This is a genomic window from Acinetobacter sp. ANC 7912, from assembly GCF_039862785.1.
Lineage (GTDB): Bacteria > Pseudomonadota > Gammaproteobacteria > Pseudomonadales > Moraxellaceae > Acinetobacter > Acinetobacter thermotolerans.
The window spans coordinates 2,373,350-2,389,385 of sequence record NZ_CP156795.1; the positions used below are offsets into that span (position 1 = coordinate 2,373,350).

Below are 16,036 nucleotides of genomic sequence, written 5' to 3' on the forward strand. Positions count from 1 at the left end.
GGAATAATAAGATGTGGTTGACGCGTATTAGTGTGAAATATCCGGTACTCACCATCATGATGATGCTGTGCCTGATGGTCCTTGGATTGGCGTCCTGGCAACGCATGGGCGTGGAAGAATTCCCGGATGTGGATTTCCCTTTTGTGGTGATCTATACCAACTATCCAGGTGCTTCTCCTGAAACGGTGGAATCAGAAATCACTAAAAAGCTGGAAGACCAGATCAATACCATTTCCGGTTTAAAGCAGGTGATTTCCCAGTCCAGTGAAGGTCTGTCGATGATCACCGCCGAATTCAATCTGGATGTTCCTTCTACTACCGCTGCACAGGATGTCCGCGACAAGATTGCATCCGTCACTGCCGAATTCCGCGATGAAATTCAGGAACCAGTGGTGGAGCGCTATGACCCATCTGCCAATGCCGTGATGTCGATTGTATTCGAATCCGATAATATGGATTTAAAATCACTGAGTTCCTATCTGGATCAGCGTATCGTACCGCAACTGCGCACGGTACCCGGTGTCGGTACCGTGAATCTGCTCGGTGATGCACAGCGCCAGATTCGCATTCAGGTTGAACCACAAAAATTGCAGGCCTTTGGTATTGGTGTCGATAGTGTCATTAACACATTGAAATCAGAAAATATCGAAGTGCCGGGCGGCACGCTCAAATCCGGCAATTCCGAACTGGTAGTTGAAATCAACTCCAAGGTACTGCATCCCCTTTCCTTTGGTGATCTGGTCATTGCCAATAAAAATGGTGCCCCGATTTTCCTGAAACAGGTGGCAAACATTGAGGACAGTCAGGCCGAACTGGAAACAGGTGCATTCCTGAATGGTAAAACTGCCGTTGCCGTGGATATTCTGCGTAGCTCTGATTCCAACGTGATTGAAGTGGTTGACCAGACTTACAAAACATTAGAAAGCATCAAAGCCCAGTTACCGCAAGGTACTACTTTGAAAGTTGTGGTGGATTCCTCTAAAAGTATCCGCGGTACGATTGGTGATGTCGCGCGTACTATTATTGAAGGTGCAATACTTGCTGTCGTCATCGTTTTGTTATTCTTGGGTTCCTTCCGCTCTACCATTATTACTGGTCTGACGCTGCCAATTTCTCTGCTCGGCACCCTAACCTTTATCTGGGCGTTTGGCTTTACCATCAACATGATGACCTTACTAGCCCTCTCGCTATGTATTGGTCTGCTGATTGATGATGCCATTGTCGTTCGGGAAAACATCGTACGACATAGTGATATGGGCAAGGATCATGTCACGGCAGCACTGGATGGCACCAAAGAAATTGGTCTAGCTGTATTAGCAACGACATTAACCATTGTGGCGGTATTCCTACCGGTAGCGTTTATGGGCGGAATTATTGGCCGGTTCTTCTACCAGTTCGGTGTTGCTGTAAGTACCGCAGTCCTGATCTCGATGTTTGTCAGTTTCACTCTGGATCCAATGCTATCTGCGCACTGGGCGGAACGTAAAAAAGATCCTAATAAAAAACAGAATCCGCTGAAACGCTTTTTTAACTGGGTTTCCAACAAACTGGACAATCTAAGCCATATTTATGAAAAGCTGCTCAAGCTGGCATTACGTTTTAGATTCATCACCATTCTGATCGCAGTGGCTTCACTGTTTGGCGCCCTAGGACTGTCCAAACTGATCGGGACCGAATTTGTGCCAGTTCCAGACAAAGGCGAAATCCGAATTAAGTTTGAAACCCCAGTCGATGCATCTCTGGAATATTCACAGGCTAAACTGAAACAGGTGGATGAAATCATCCGCAAGCATCCAGATGTACGTGCAACTTATGGTGTGATCAACGGCGTCACCGACCGGGGCAAAAACCATGTCAGTCTGCGCGTTACGGTCACCCCGCGTACTGAACGGGAAAAGACATTAACAGACCTGAACAATGAATTCCGTGACCGTCTGAAGTCGGTTGGCGGTATTACCATTACTTCAGTCGCCTCTGCTGATGAAACCGTGTCGGGGGGTCAAAAGCCTATTATGATCTCGATCAAAGGTCCTGATCTGGATGAGCTGCAAAAAATCTCCGACCGTTTTATGCAGCAAATGGCGAAAATTGAAGGTATTGTCGATCTGGAATCTTCACTGAAAGAACCTAAACCAACCCTCAATATTCAAGTGAATCGTGTACTCGCCAGCGACCTAGGTCTATCTGTGAACCAGATTGCCAATGTCGTTCGCCCACTAATTGCGGGTGATGATGTCACCACTTGGCAAGATGAAAAAGGTGAAACCTATGATGTCAATCTTCGTTTGACTGAAGACAAACGTACTTTGCCAAATGATCTACAGAACCTGTATCTCAACTCAAACAAGACCGATGTCAATGGCCAACCGATCATGGTGCCTTTATCCAGCGTGGCGAAATTCGAAGAGAAACTTGGCGCGTCCCAAATTAACCGTCGCGATCTGGCGCGTGAAGTACTGGTGGAAGCCAATACTGCCGGTCGCCCTGCCGGAGATATCGGCCAGGATATTAGCAAATTACAGGAAGAATTTGACTTGCCACCTGGCTACAGCTTTGATACTCAAGGTGCCAATGCCGACATGGCAGAGTCTGCGGGTTATGCCTTGACTGCGATTACTTTATCAATCGTGTTTATCTATATCGTGCTCGGGTCCCAATTTAATAGCTTTATTCATCCGGCAGCGATTATGGCATCTCTACCTTTATCCCTGATCGGGGTATTCTTGGCCCTGTTCCTGTTTAACTCCACCATGAACCTGTTTTCGATCATCGGGATTATCATGCTGATGGGTTTGGTCACCAAGAATGCTATCTTGCTGATTGACTTCATCAAGAAAGCCATGGATCGGGGTGAAGATCGCTATGAAGCCATTATTGCTTCCGGGAAAACCCGTTTGCGTCCGATCCTGATGACCACGAGTGCCATGGTGATGGGAATGGTACCTCTGGCACTTGGGCTCGGTGAAGGCGGTGAACAGAGTGCACCGATGGCGCACGCGGTGATTGGCGGGGTAATTACCTCTACCCTACTGACTCTGGTGGTCGTTCCAGTAATCTTCACCTATTTGGATGACTTTAAGAATTTTATGCTGCGCCATGCACGTAAAATCATGTCATAATTCAGACCATGTAACGAGGTGACATTCAAAATGATCACCTCATTTTTTATTGTATAATCTCTGCTTTAACGCTTAATTTTTTAGGACAGTTTCCATGCGCGCGAGTCGCTTTTTATTTGCAACGTTAAGAGAAACCCCGAACGATGCTGAAGTTATTTCACATCAGCTCATGCTTCGTGCCGGTATGATTCGTAAATTGGCTTCAGGTCTCTACACTTGGCTGCCGATGGGCGTTCGCGTATTAAATAAAGTTGAGGCGATCGTTCGTGAAGAAATGAACAATGCGGGTTCACTTGAAGTCTTGATGCCGGTGACTCAGCCTGCATCACTTTGGGAAGAATCTGGCCGTTATGTTCAATATGGTCCTGAACTTTTACGCTTTAAAGACCGCCATACTAATGACTTCGTCCTAGGTCCTACACACGAAGAAGTCATCACTGATCTGGCACGTAATGAACTGAAAAGTTACAAACAATTGCCTGCAAACTTCTACCAGGTTCAAACCAAATTTCGTGATGAAATCCGACCACGTTTCGGTGTGATGCGTTCACGTGAATTCATCATGAAAGATGCTTATTCTTTCCATGCAGATCAAGAATCTTTGCAAGAAACTTACGACAAAATGTACGAAGCGTACTGCAAGATCTTTACCCGCTTAGGCTTAGATTTCCGTCCAGTACAGGCTGATACCGGTTCAATTGGTGGTTCAGGTTCACATGAATTCCATGTATTAGCATCTAGTGGTGAAGACGATATCGCCTTCTCAACTGAATCAGATTACGCAGCCAATATTGAGATGGCTGAAGCAATTTTAGTTGGTGAACGTGCTGCACCAACTCAAGAACTGAAAGTAGTTGATACACCAAACCAGAAAACCATTGCCGATGTATCTAAGTTCTTAGGTACAGATCCTGCGCATTCAGTAAAAGCGCTTCTTGTTCAAGGCGTAGCAAAAGAAGCTGGGCAGCCTGCGCCAGTGGTTGCCCTGTTCCTTCGCGGCGACCATGAATTGAATGAAATTAAAGCTGAAAAACATCCTCTGATTGCTGCTCCTCTGACATTTGCCACTGAAGCTCAACTTGCTGAACTTGGCTTAACAGCTGGTTTTGTCGGTCCACAAGGTCTGGTAGAAAAAGGCATTACCGTAATCGTTGACCGCGCAGCTTCTGTACTTTCTGATTTTGTTGCTGGTGCCAATGAAGCTGATAAACACGCAACTGGTGTAAACTGGGAACGTGATGCGAAGTTTACTGAAGTTTATGACCTGCGTAATGTGGTTGAAGGTGATCCTTCTCCAGATGGAAAAGGTGTACTACAAATCAAACGCGGTATTGAAGTCGGCCATATCTTCCAGTTAGGCAAGAAATACTCAGAAGCTCTCGGCTGTAAAGTTCTGGGTGAAGATGGCAAACCGTTTACTGTGACTATGGGCTGTTATGGCATTGGTGTAACACGTGTGGTTGCTTCTGCGATTGAACAGAATTACGATGAAAAAGGCATCATCTGGCCGGCATCGATCGCTCCATTTGAAGTGGCAATTGTGCCAATGAATGCGCATAAATCACCTCGTACTTTAGAAGCTGCTGAAAGTTTATATGCAGAACTGCAAGCTGCTGGTTTTGACGTACTGCTTGATGACCGTAATGAACGTCCAGGTGTGAAATTCTCTGATCTTGAATTGACTGGTATTCCACATCGCATTGTGATTGGTGAAAAAGGTCTGGATGCAGGTACTTTTGAATATAAAGGTCGTCGTGATGCTGAATCTGTAAACTTATCTAAAGAAGAGTTATTGACGAAAATTGCGAAATAATTTTCTTTGATAATAAAAAATCCCGCATAAAGCGGGATTTTTTATTGCAGGATTAACAGAATTTATAACCACCAAAACAGTTCGATGTAACATTTTGGTTTTGTAAGATTTTATTCTGCAAAGTTAATGTTGCTGGTGTATTGGTTGTATAAGTACCTACATCAATATTTAGTTTTTTCTCCACAGGTTCACTCAGCAATGAACCAATAGCTTCTAATGTATTCACGTTAATAATATTGGCTGGCTGCAATAAGAAGTTAGTAATTGCCGTTGCAACTTGAGGGAGCACATATGAAATATCGACTTCATCTTGAGTTTTTAAATAACCAAGTTGAATTGGATCTTTAAACGACATCCACCAACCTGGTTGAGCAGTATCAAGGGCATCTGTACCTTGCCATTTGACTGCTTCTGACTGTAAAGATAAATAGCCACCCGTACCATTAAGTGGAATGTTATGAATCATATTTAAGGCTTGCTCAAAGGTAATATTCATATTCAAGTTATCTAAACTTGAACCAGGTAACATTTTAAAGAATGCATGATCACCAACAGCATTCAATACCAATGGATCAAAGTCCACGTAAAGTTGATCTCCACTCCAATTTGGTGTTCCGATCACATTCGTCATATCCCCCCCAGAGGCAAGTGGAATAGATTTAATTGATGAACGAATGTTGCTAACTACTGCTTGATTAATTCGTTGTCCAGACACAATCGTTTCAGGCATAGTAAAGTTTACACGCATAGATGGTACGGTAATGCCTGTATGTCCCTCTGATCCTGGTCGACTAGTAAATACTCGTTCTGGCTTCGCTAATAATAAATCTACCTTAATCCGTCCCTGAATACTTTCATCTAAAGTATTACCAAATGTAGCCGCTTTTGTTAGCGCTTCACCTTGGGTGGCAGCCATCTTCATATAGCCACTAAAGCTTTTAATACCATCTGTTGGGTTCTGACTATTTTCTGTACCTAAAGTCAGTAGACCGACAATTTGCTCAGCACCAACACGAAAACCAACGACTTGACGTGTCGCTGCACTATTGCCCTTAATGGCAAATTCAACAAAAGGATTGGTAATTTCCGCGCTTGTTGATGCACGTCCGTTTGCATCAAACACTGGATTTCCTAAAGAGTCTAAGCTTGGGTTTAGACCACTGAGTGCAATATTTGAAATATCAATATCGCAGCCTGCACCTTTATCACCGCCACAGCCAAGTTGTAAACTTTTAATATTCGCATTTAATTCCATCAATGCTTGAACGCTTAATTTACTAAAATTAATACCCTGACCTGAGTCATAACTATTCTGTAAATTAAGTAAAGCCTGACCATCTACATGAGAAAGCTCCTGATCGTTTAAAGCTGTCATCGCATGAGTTGTTCCTATCAGCCCAAACATCGAAATGGCTAATGTCTTTAGCATTATTTTTTTCATTTTATTATCCTTAATATTTGATTTCTGATTAACGTGGCTTAATTCCCATAGTGCTACGCATCGTTCCGCCAGTGAGTGCGATATCTGCAATTTTTTGCATGCTAGCGTTATTTGTTTGCATTGCAAAATTAGCTCTGAATGGTTCTTTAATATTTTTGCTTGGATTAAAATTGATTTGGTTATCCATGACTACAGTATCTTCATTTAAACGAATTTTTCCGTTTAAACCTAACTCACCTTGTAAACGGTTAAAATTAAATGCAGAAACTTGTAAATTTCCACTAATATCAATGTCTTCATTACTGATTCTAAAGTAACTGCCAATATTATCTTCATCCGCAGCTTCTTCAGTACTCAATGGTCTAAATCTAAATGAAGCTTCATAAGATAAGAAATTGCTATCCGGTGATGTGTCTGTTGGATCAACCCCAGGAATGATCAACAATTGACCTGTACCATCTAACATAAATGAAATATTGGTCAAGACATCATCCGGCTTCGAAAAGCTGTCGAGAGGGACATAAGTTCCACATAATGCTGCTTCTGTTGTACAGTTATATTTCGAACCTGGTAATTGACCGATTGCAAGTTCTGCACTTGCTGCCAATACAAGTTTGTCAGCAATAATACGGATACCTTCATCTTCATAGCCAATCACACCATGGGACTCAATAAAAGCATCAATATTTCTAAACCCAGCATAATAATTGACGGGATCATATTTCTTTCCGTCGCCGCCTTCTGACACAGGTGTCAAATGTTTACTATCTCCACCATCAATCAAAATAATAGATGTCGTGCTTGGCAAACCTGTTTTTGCATCAATACCATAGCCTTGTGTCGATGCCATTACATTGTAGGCAATCCCTTTTTGTGCATTTTCACCATACGTAGTTCCTCTAAGTGCTACATTGGCATTTAGATTGTAAACAGGAATACCAATTCCCCAAGAACCTCCATCACCCGTTAACTCAGCTAAAGAGTTATCTGAAATAAAACGCGCTTTTGCCGCAATAGATTGGAAGTCAAAACCACGGACCGCAATCAATGCATAATCATTATCTGTCGTAGATAAGACTTGAGACACGGTATCAGTCGGTATCTGTAAAATTTGTTTTAAATTGTCATTTACCAAAAACTCAAGATCTTTACCTCTAATGGTGTTTAAATAAATATCACCAAAGTCAATATAGGCATTTTTACCATGTAACTTGTCTTCTGCATCACGTGTGGTTAAAGGTCTTATTTTTGAAAATTCAATAGCGTAACTACCTTTACCTGTATGACCAATCTCAAGGGTCGTCGCCTTCTTTGTTGCAGGTAAGTTAGGATCATTGTCATTGGTAAAATCGGCAGCTAAAGAAAATTTAACCCCGCCATCCCCCACTAAATTACTGTAGCCTTGTGCTGTTTTTATGGCTTGAGCGTGATTACCATCGGCAGCCTTATTCCCAATATCAAAATCTGCGATATTGGTTTGATCACCAGACATTGCCAAACGGGCGTTGGTTACAGCACCTGATGCACCCATACGGATAATATTTTTCCGTTCATTATTTGGTGTATAGTAACGTAAATCAATGTTAACACCTGGGTTGGTCGCTTCACGACCTGCAGCCACCTCGGAAGTATCAGTAACACGACCTAAATCAATATAATGGTCTTCATTACCCTTACGTGTTGTCAGTACAACACCTTCTTCGGCATCGATATACATATAACCGAAACCCGCAAAATTAAAATTAAAGTCATTAAAAATCAGACTATTTTCACCTAATTTATGACTAAGGGTGGCATTTTGCAGCTGAAAATCAATACTTGCTTTTTCATTTTTATTAAATAGCCCAGCACTCGTTTGCAATAAAACGCTCAGCGGTGTAGAAGTACTTAAGCCAATTGAACCTAATGAGTTTGTAACATGTGTGCCTTGTGTACGAAGCGTATTTTCGGATGGTACACAATTGAGTGTGCTGCATGTTGTTTTCACGAGATTGAGATCAGCCGTTGCTGTAAATGGTGAAATACTCGCCGCAATTTTTAAACCTGCACCTCGGTCTGTAGCCCCTACATCGAATTCAAGCTGACTTATAATGGACTGCCCGGGTTTTGCTTCCATATTAAAGTTATGCAAACCAATCCCCATTTTTTTATTTGCATCCGGGTTCGGGTCATACCAATTAATTTTTTCGGCAGTTACTCTCGAAACTTCATGGGTAATCACAATACCGTCTTGGCCTGTCACATTCGACAGACTTTGCTCATCAATCTGTTCAAGCGCATAAGACTGTTGTGCAACGATAATACATGCGGTCAAAAGATTTAATTCTACTATTTTTTTCATTGTTATATCCTTATGCTGCTCGCAAAGCCTTTTGACTAACAACGGCTACCTGCCGCACCTGAACAGTTATAACTAAAGATTTTTAAATTGCCGCTCATATGCAAATTGCCATGCATATTTAAGCCAAGAAAGCCTTTCTCCGTACCCCTATCAAAATTTGGCACACTTACTGGAGTTGTGGTGATATTGCCATTTTCGTCGATCAACTTTTGACTATAGGTCTGATAGGTGGGTGTATTTTCATACCCCTCTGTACCACCTTCACCTGTTTCAATCGATACTGTACTAAAGCCAAGGTTACGAATTTTTAAAGGATTATCATCATAGAAGGTAATTTGCATAGCAGTCTGTGGCTTACCTGCAGCATTGATAATGGTTGTGCCATCTACAGAAAACTTATCTATTTGTAAGGTGCCCTGCAGTCCTTTAAACACTAACCACTTTTTATTGCCATTGTCATCGACATGATTATTAGGTGCTATCGCTAAACGACAAAATTGCTTTGTGGTACCACATGCCGCAGGGTCGAGGACATAAAATGCTTCAAGCACATTACCTTGAGCATCAACTGTTGAAATATTCTCTTTGCTCAAATCAGTTGCATAAACATGGTTTAAGGACAACGTCCAATTTAAGTCAGCTCCACCTTGCCCTGCGACATTTGTCAATTCATTGGAATTCAACTGTTCTAAGGCTGCATGTGTCATTGCTGCACTGAGGAGAACTGTACCAAGTAAAGATAATTTAAACATGGACTGACTCCTTACAAACCTGTTGTTTTTATTTTAAGGTGTTGGATTAACACCCCATCAATCGCTACAGAACCCAAGTTTACAGAATCACCTGTTGGGCTTTTAAACACGACTCCAGTGGAATTTATATCTTTTGCACGCAACAAATTCGTTCCTGGTATGCGCTCTACCGAACCAATCGAAATACTACTATGGGTTGCACTCCGCCCTTGATAATTAGCACTCAGATCTGTGTTGTGGTTTTTAATTGGCATTCCACACTGATAAACATTACATGTACTACCTTGTAATTCAGATGAACCTAAACCACCTCCATAATTCTGATAAATTTGGGTATAAATTTCTTTAATATCCGGGATACGGGTCACTTCTAAAATAATGTTATTGCCTTCAGACCCCACAATAAATGGTTGATACATGTTACCCAATACCAAGTTAATATTTGGGCTATACAAATATAAACCTTCAACTGGATTAAATAGTGGTGCTACTGAATTATTTAACGCCGGTGTTGGCCCCACACCATCGGAATCATCATCACGTGCGGCTGTACTAATACGTATACCTTTGGCATTTAAGTCTGCACTAGCATTTGTTAAATTTTCAGGGCGGTCATTGGTATTTAGACGAATTAAACTCGCCAAACCCAATGTTTCACTATAGTTTAAAATACTTGACGGTAAGGTTTGAAAGAGTCGAACTTGTGAACCATTTAGACTTAAACCATTGGCAATGAACTGTAAGCGCAAACGTTCGCTTTGATCCAGACCTCCAGTTGGTCCACCTGTAATTGGATCTACAGCATTATTCGTATTAAAACCACGCGCAAAAATATCAGCCCAGAAACCAAGTTTAATATTATTATCCGCTTCTGTAGGTGTGACTGACATCAAGGGTGCTTCAATCGCAATGTAGCCAACATCTTTTTCTGTAACGGTAAACTGTCTTACCTTTTCTGCTGTACCTGCATGAACTAACCATGGGTTATCTGCACTACCCCAATTAAAACCCTGGTTACTAAAACGGCTACTTAAATCATTATCACTTTTAGATAAGGCTAAACCGTAGATAAAAACATCTGCTTTAGTTTTACGTTGCTGCAATTGATTTACAGCCCAACTTGATGCAGTTGGGACAGCAACTAAGTTTGCTTCTCTAACTGGATCTTTGTAAGTTAATTGTGCTTGTCTAACTGCTTCATTTTCAATCCAGTTTTTAGTATCTGTAACTACTTTTGCGGTTGCATCAGCTACTACAGGTTTATCTTGTTTTATTTTAGCAATTGTCATCCGCTCTGTTTCAGCAGCGCCATATATGAGTACGCGTGCATTATAATAAACTTGATATGTATTAGTTGGTCTAGTTCTATCCCAATACTTATCAATTTCTGCTTTTTCATAATTGGCATAATTACTGTTATAAAATTCAGTATATTTAGAGTTATATAAAGTCGTATCATTTTTTACTTCATTGTACTTACTTGTATAAGCAAGGTCATTATTGGTGACTGCTGTTTGATATGCTGTTTGATAGTCTGATGTATACTTTTGCGCATAATAGCTATCATATAAAGATTGGTAGTTTTCCCCGGTAGGAACTAAACGAATAAACCCGGTGTCGTATTGTCCCGGGTCAACTAGACCACGCGCATAACTTGAACCTGCAGAAAGATCTTTTGATCCCTGAAATACCATTTTAAAGTTATCTAAAACAAGAGCTACACCCTCTCCTGTCGACTCAGACAAAGAAGTGTCCGACAACTCTTGTAATGCAAAAGTTGCTGGACTCATGCATAGACTGACCAACATAGCCAAGTAACTCGCACGAAATGAATATGTCCGTTGTTGAATCATGTCAAACATCCTTCTTATGCTAAGCACTACTTTTTTATCCTTAAGCTTCCCAGCCGAGTCAGTGCTTTTTTATATGATGCTGTTAGCATCTTTTATAGATATATTTCTGTCATTATGCTTATTTTTATATCGAATTCCAAAATATCGTGACCAAAAAGCCAAAGTTTCCGATGAATGAAATTCTAAAAAAATAAACGGGACTTTAAGTCCCGTTTATTCAATGTATTAGCAATATTATGCTTTTGGCAAGGTCACACCTGTCTGGCCTTGGTATTTACCACCACGGTCTTTATAGGATGTTTCACAAATTTCATCAGATTCAAAGAACAGCATTTGCGCTACACCTTCACCTGCATAAATCCGTGCCGGCAAGTTAGTCGTATTTGAGAATTCCAAAGTCACATGGCCTTCCCACTCAGGCTCTAGCGGCGTTACGTTAACGATGATCCCACAACGCGCATAGGTTGATTTACCCAGACAAACGGTCAGCACATTACGTGGAATGCGGAAGTATTCGACTGTACGCGCCAAGGCAAATGAGTTGGGTGGAATAATGCAAACGTCTGATTCAATATCGATAAAGCTTTTTTCATCAAAGTTTTTCGGATCGACAATAGCTGAATGCACGTTGGTAAATACCTTAAACTCGCGTGCGCAACGAACGTCATAGCCATAGCTCGAAACACCATAGGAAATGAGCTTTTGACCATTTTCATCAAAACGGACCTGGTTTTCTGCATACGGTTCGATCATGCCGTGTTTTTCGCTCATTTCGCGAATCCAGCGATCAGACTTAATTGCCATTGATGTCAATCCAAAATATTAAAATCAGTAATTGCGACGTACTTTAACTGAATTTTACCTTAATGAAAATAAGCTGTTCCTTGATGCTGAAATTTCATTCAAATCTTTAAAACCTACTTCTTTATTGAAGCTTTTAATAAAAATTTTTGAGGCTAATTCTGACAAGAGATTCAAGATCGAACCTTACTTAATTCCTTCAACATATTGATAACGTAAATTTTTGAAAAAAATGCTATTAAAGGTATTCAGGCAAAATAATTGCTGATAGATTGTACCAGAACAACAATTGATCATTCACATTTTTAAACATCCAAACGGTTAACTACATTGTTGTTTTAACAATATTTTCAAGAATTACAAAATAATATCAGGAGTCATATATGAATAAATGGATCAAGCTTTCAATCATGAGTTTAGCGCTATCAGGCGTAGTTGCTTGCTCGAATGATAATGCACAAAATAAATCTAGCGATCAGGCTGCGTCCGGTGAAAGTGTAGCTGCAGATAAGCTGCAAACCCGCTTTGTGAATATTGCCACAGGCGGTGCTTCAGGCCCTTATAATGTGATTGGTACAGGACTAGCAGAAATTTATAACAAAACCTACGGTGTGAGTTCCAAAACCCAGACCACTGGGGCTTCTGTTGAGAACCTGAATTTATTGAAACAGAACAAGGTTGAAATGGCCTTCGTGATGAGTGACAGTCTGACTGAAGCGATTAATGGTAAAGGTAGTTTTAATTCTAAAATTGACAATGTGCAACAGATTGCCGCGCTTTATCCAAACTATGTACAAATCGTAACTTCAAAACGCTCTGGTATCAAAAATATTGAAGACCTAAAAGGCAAGCGTATTGCGGTGGGTGCACAGAATTCCGGCGTAGAAGTGAATGCCCGTACCCTGCTGAATGGTTTTGGGATTACCTATAATGATGTCAAAGTCGATTACCTCGGTTATGCCGAAGCTGCGGATGCCTTGAAAGGTGGCAAGCTAGATGCAGCCTTCCTGACCAGCGGTATTCCAAACTCTTCACTCATGGAATTACAACAAGGTTTTGACCTGCAACTGGTCAGCATCAATCCTGATAAAGTGAAAGCGATTGCCAAAGATCAGGCGTATTTCCTGCCAATGACCATTCCAAAAGGTACCTATGGCAATGCTGAGGATATTCCTACAGCTGCGATCATGAATGCGCTGGTGGTTCGTTCTGATCTCTCTACAGATGATGTATATAAGCTAACCAAAACGTTCTTCTCCAGCTTGGATCAACTCGCCAATTCACATCAGGCTGCTAAAGAAATCACATTAGAAGGTGCGCAAAAAGGTCTAGTTGCCCCACTGCATCCGGGCGCACAAAAATTCTATGATGAGAATAAAGCGAACTAATGAAATGGATACAAGGTGCAGCAATCGCTGCACTTTTTAGTTTAGCTGCCTTTTTTATTACCTGTTTTTGGGTGAGGTTTCCTTACATTTTGGTCGAAGTAAATGAACCAAATTTTCAATGCAAAATTGACCAGAATTTTTTTCAGCTCAGCTGGATGCATTCGGTAGAAAAAACGCAGTGGGAAGAACGTTATCTTCTAAACAATGACCATTTCATTCTGACAGATACCCAGTTTGTTTCGTTCGGTGCAGGAACACCAGATCAAGGTACCGTGGCCCGACAAGGTGATGGCAACATCCAGATGCAAATCAACCGGAAAATGAAAGAGCTTAACTGGGTCATTTCACACAGAATGCAGGGAAAAATTAAAGTGGATGCTCAGACCTGGAATATCTATCAGGACTTCCCCGACTACAGCACGGTACAGATCTCTATAAAAAAAGACAGCCTATGGAAAAAAAGAGGTTTAAATGATTGCCTATGAATCTACAAGAAATAAGAAATGTGACCGAAGCGCTGGATGATCAACAGCAACAAGAATTATTAGAAAAATTTGACCGCGAATCTGTCACTCGCAACCCGATTAACAAATCGGTTCGCTGGTTTATTGCTGCCTTGGCAATATCCTATTCGTTATTTCATCTTTATATTACTTTTAATCCCTTACCCGAATTGATTCAACGTGCAGCGCACGTATCGATCGGTCTGGCGCTGATTTTCTTGTTGTATCCAGCACGTCAGGCCAGCAGTCGGCAAAAGGTCGCGTGGACGGACTGGATTTGGGTGATTGCCTCTTTCGCTTCTTTCTTTTATCTATTTAAAGAATACCAAGCCATTATGACCACCCGGGGAGGCATTCCTAATACGCTGGATATTGTCTTCTCAATTATGACGGTAGTATTGGTGGTCGAGGCTGCTCGACGGGTGATGGGCTGGATGTTGCCGATCCTGGGACTGATTTTCTTAAGCTATCCGTTTATCAGTCATTTTGACTGGATGCCGGATCGCTTGCTGACCCGACCCTATACATTCAGTGACATCTTTGGGCAAATGTATCTGAAAACTGAAGGTTTATATTCTTCAGCCATTGGGGCATCAGTGACCTTTATTTTCCTGTTTATTCTGTTTGGTGCCTTTCTGGCTAAATCAGGAATGGGAAAATTATTTAATGATCTCGCCATGGCACTTGCCGGGCATAAGCAAGGTGGCCCTGCCAAAGTTGCGGTGATTTCCAGCGGTTTTATGGGCAGTATTAATGGGACAGCGGTTGCCAATGTGGTAGGAACCGGTTCATTTACCATTCCTTTAATGAAGAAAATTGGCTATCACAAAAACTTTGCCGGTGCTGTTGAAGCCAGTGCTTCTGTGGGTGGACAGATCTTGCCGCCGGTAATGGGTGCCAGTGCCTTCATCATGGCAGAAACTACGGGTGTGAGTTATGGCACCATTGCCTTAGCCGCGGTATTACCTGCCCTGCTGTATTACCTCGGTGTGATGGCACAAGTCCATTTCAGAGCCGGCCGGGATAACCTGAAAGGTGTGCCCAAAGCTGACTTGCCAAGAGTGAAAGAAGTCCTGAAAGAACGAGGACATTTATTATTTCCGATCGTTGCTTTGGTATTCTTTTTATTCCAGTCGATTCCAGTGAGTTATGCCGCTGTTTATACGATTTTATTGACCATTGTGGTCGCAGCATTCAAGAAATCCACCCGGATGGGGCCTAAGGAAATTCTAGAAGCTTTAGCAGATGGTGCCAAACAATCACTTTCAGTGATGGCCGCCTGTGCGGTGGTGGGGATTATTATTGGTGTGGTGAGCTTAACCAGTTTTGGCTCGGTAATGACCTCTTCAATCATGAGCATCGGTGCGGGCAGTCTGTTCCTGACCTTGTTCTTTACCATGATTGCATCAATGATTTTGGGTATGGGCTTGCCATCGATTCCGGCCTATATCATTACCGCGACTATGGCAGCGCCTGCTTTAGCCAACTTCGATATTCCAATCTTAGTCGCACATATGTTTGTGTTCTATTTTGGCTTGTTTGCCAATATTACCCCACCCGTTGCCTTGGCCGCCTTCGCCGGGGCCGGAATTGCCGGTGGTGATCCAATGCGTACGGGGTTTCTGGCCCTACGCTTGTCACTGGCTGGTTTTATTGTGCCATTCCTGTTCGTCTATAACCCGGCGATGCTGATGATTGATACGACAGATATTGCCGTGAATGCCAAAGAATTTGCCTTACCAGCATGGAATGTCATTTTAAGTATTACTGTAACATCCATTGTCGGCATTCTGGCACTGGGGGCCGCAGTCGAAGGGTATTTTAAAGCTAGCATGAACTGGTTCTGGCGCATTTTTCTCGGCGTAGGCGCACTCATGATGATTGTGCCAGAAACCATGACCGATATTATCGGCACCATCATGGTGATTATTGCGATTGGATTTAATGTTATTCAGTCCAGAAAACATAACCAGATTTCTACGACCTCATAATAAAAAAGAGAGCCTCGGCTCTCTTTTTTATTTC

The 16,036-nt window shown here is 41.9% G+C and carries 10 protein-coding genes; 5 read left to right on the forward strand and 5 right to left on the reverse strand.

The window, feature by feature from the left end; all coding sequences use genetic code 11:
• Nucleotides 1-11 precede the first annotated feature (11 nt).
• On the forward strand, nucleotides 12-3,119 hold the full coding sequence (locus tag ABEF84_RS11780) for an efflux RND transporter permease subunit (RefSeq protein WP_347453017.1): 3,108 nt from the start codon (nucleotides 12-14) through the stop codon (nucleotides 3,117-3,119).
• 94 nt (nucleotides 3,120-3,213) lie between these two features.
• Nucleotides 3,214-4,932, forward strand: coding sequence for a proline--tRNA ligase (locus tag ABEF84_RS11785; RefSeq protein WP_347453018.1), 1,719 nt, complete (start codon nucleotides 3,214-3,216; stop codon nucleotides 4,930-4,932).
• A 52-nt stretch (nucleotides 4,933-4,984) separates the two neighbouring features.
• On the opposite strand, the gene ABEF84_RS11790 is transcribed toward ABEF84_RS11785, so the two are convergent.
• From ABEF84_RS11790 to dcd, 5 genes are all read right to left on the reverse strand, one after another.
• A complete protein-coding gene (locus ABEF84_RS11790; RefSeq protein WP_347453019.1) occupies nucleotides 4,985-6,373 on the reverse strand; it encodes a hypothetical protein in 1,389 nt (462 codons plus the stop codon).
• A gap of 28 nt (nucleotides 6,374-6,401) precedes the next feature.
• On the reverse strand, nucleotides 6,402-8,714 hold the full coding sequence (locus tag ABEF84_RS11795; protein ID WP_347453020.1) for a DUF6160 family protein: 2,313 nt from the start codon (nucleotides 8,712-8,714) through the stop codon (nucleotides 6,402-6,404).
• Between the two features lie 35 nt (nucleotides 8,715-8,749).
• Nucleotides 8,750-9,466 carry a hypothetical protein gene (locus ABEF84_RS11800; RefSeq protein ID WP_347454767.1) on the reverse strand — a complete coding sequence of 239 codons (717 nt, stop codon included), beginning with the start codon at nucleotides 9,464-9,466 and terminating at the stop codon, nucleotides 8,750-8,752.
• A gap of 11 nt (nucleotides 9,467-9,477) precedes the next feature.
• On the reverse strand, nucleotides 9,478-11,319 hold the full coding sequence (locus ABEF84_RS11805) for a hypothetical protein (protein WP_347454766.1): 1,842 nt from the start codon (nucleotides 11,317-11,319) through the stop codon (nucleotides 9,478-9,480).
• A 234-nt stretch (nucleotides 11,320-11,553) separates the two neighbouring features.
• The gene (dcd, locus tag ABEF84_RS11810; protein WP_034583345.1) at nucleotides 11,554-12,123 is read right to left on the reverse strand and encodes a dCTP deaminase; all 570 of its coding nucleotides are present in this window, start codon (nucleotides 12,121-12,123) and stop codon (nucleotides 11,554-11,556) included.
• A 380-nt stretch (nucleotides 12,124-12,503) separates the two neighbouring features.
• Here dcd and ABEF84_RS11815 point away from each other — a divergent pair, with 380 nt between their 5' ends.
• The 3 genes from ABEF84_RS11815 to ABEF84_RS11825 are packed head-to-tail and all read left to right on the forward strand — an operon-like array spanning nucleotide 12,504 to nucleotide 16,002.
• The gene (locus ABEF84_RS11815) at nucleotides 12,504-13,508 is read left to right on the forward strand and encodes a TAXI family TRAP transporter solute-binding subunit (protein ID WP_347454765.1); all 1,005 of its coding nucleotides are present in this window, start codon (nucleotides 12,504-12,506) and stop codon (nucleotides 13,506-13,508) included.
• Nucleotides 13,508-13,993, forward strand: coding sequence for a DUF1850 domain-containing protein (locus ABEF84_RS11820; protein ID WP_347454764.1), 486 nt, complete (start codon nucleotides 13,508-13,510; stop codon nucleotides 13,991-13,993). Before ABEF84_RS11815 ends, ABEF84_RS11820 begins: the two co-directional genes overlap by 1 nt.
• Nucleotides 13,990-16,002: a TRAP transporter permease gene (locus tag ABEF84_RS11825; RefSeq protein ID WP_347454763.1), complete on the forward strand. Its 2,013-nt coding sequence runs from the start codon at nucleotides 13,990-13,992 to the stop codon at nucleotides 16,000-16,002. Before ABEF84_RS11820 ends, ABEF84_RS11825 begins: the two co-directional genes overlap by 4 nt.
• Nucleotides 16,003-16,036: the final 34 nt, after the last annotated feature.

Bases quoted from the DNA above. Each gene is read 5' to 3' on its own strand.
- ABEF84_RS11780 (WP_347453017.1), top strand. From the start codon at position 12: ATGTGGTTGACGCGTATTAGTGTGAAATATCCGGTACTCACCATCATG.
- ABEF84_RS11785 (WP_347453018.1), top strand. From the start codon at position 3,214: ATGCGCGCGAGTCGCTTTTTATTTGCAACGTTAAGAGAAACCCCGAAC.
- ABEF84_RS11790 (WP_347453019.1), bottom strand. From the start codon at position 6,373: ATGAAAAAAATAATGCTAAAGACATTAGCCATTTCGATGTTTGGGCTG.
- ABEF84_RS11795 (WP_347453020.1), bottom strand. From the start codon at position 8,714: ATGAAAAAAATAGTAGAATTAAATCTTTTGACCGCATGTATTATCGTT.
- ABEF84_RS11800 (WP_347454767.1), bottom strand. From the start codon at position 9,466: ATGTTTAAATTATCTTTACTTGGTACAGTTCTCCTCAGTGCAGCAATG.
- ABEF84_RS11805 (WP_347454766.1), bottom strand. From the start codon at position 11,319: ATGATTCAACAACGGACATATTCATTTCGTGCGAGTTACTTGGCTATG.
- dcd (WP_034583345.1), bottom strand. From the start codon at position 12,123: ATGGCAATTAAGTCTGATCGCTGGATTCGCGAAATGAGCGAAAAACAC.
- ABEF84_RS11815 (WP_347454765.1), top strand. From the start codon at position 12,504: ATGAATAAATGGATCAAGCTTTCAATCATGAGTTTAGCGCTATCAGGC.
- ABEF84_RS11820 (WP_347454764.1), top strand. From the start codon at position 13,508: ATGAAATGGATACAAGGTGCAGCAATCGCTGCACTTTTTAGTTTAGCT.
- ABEF84_RS11825 (WP_347454763.1), top strand. From the start codon at position 13,990: ATGAATCTACAAGAAATAAGAAATGTGACCGAAGCGCTGGATGATCAA.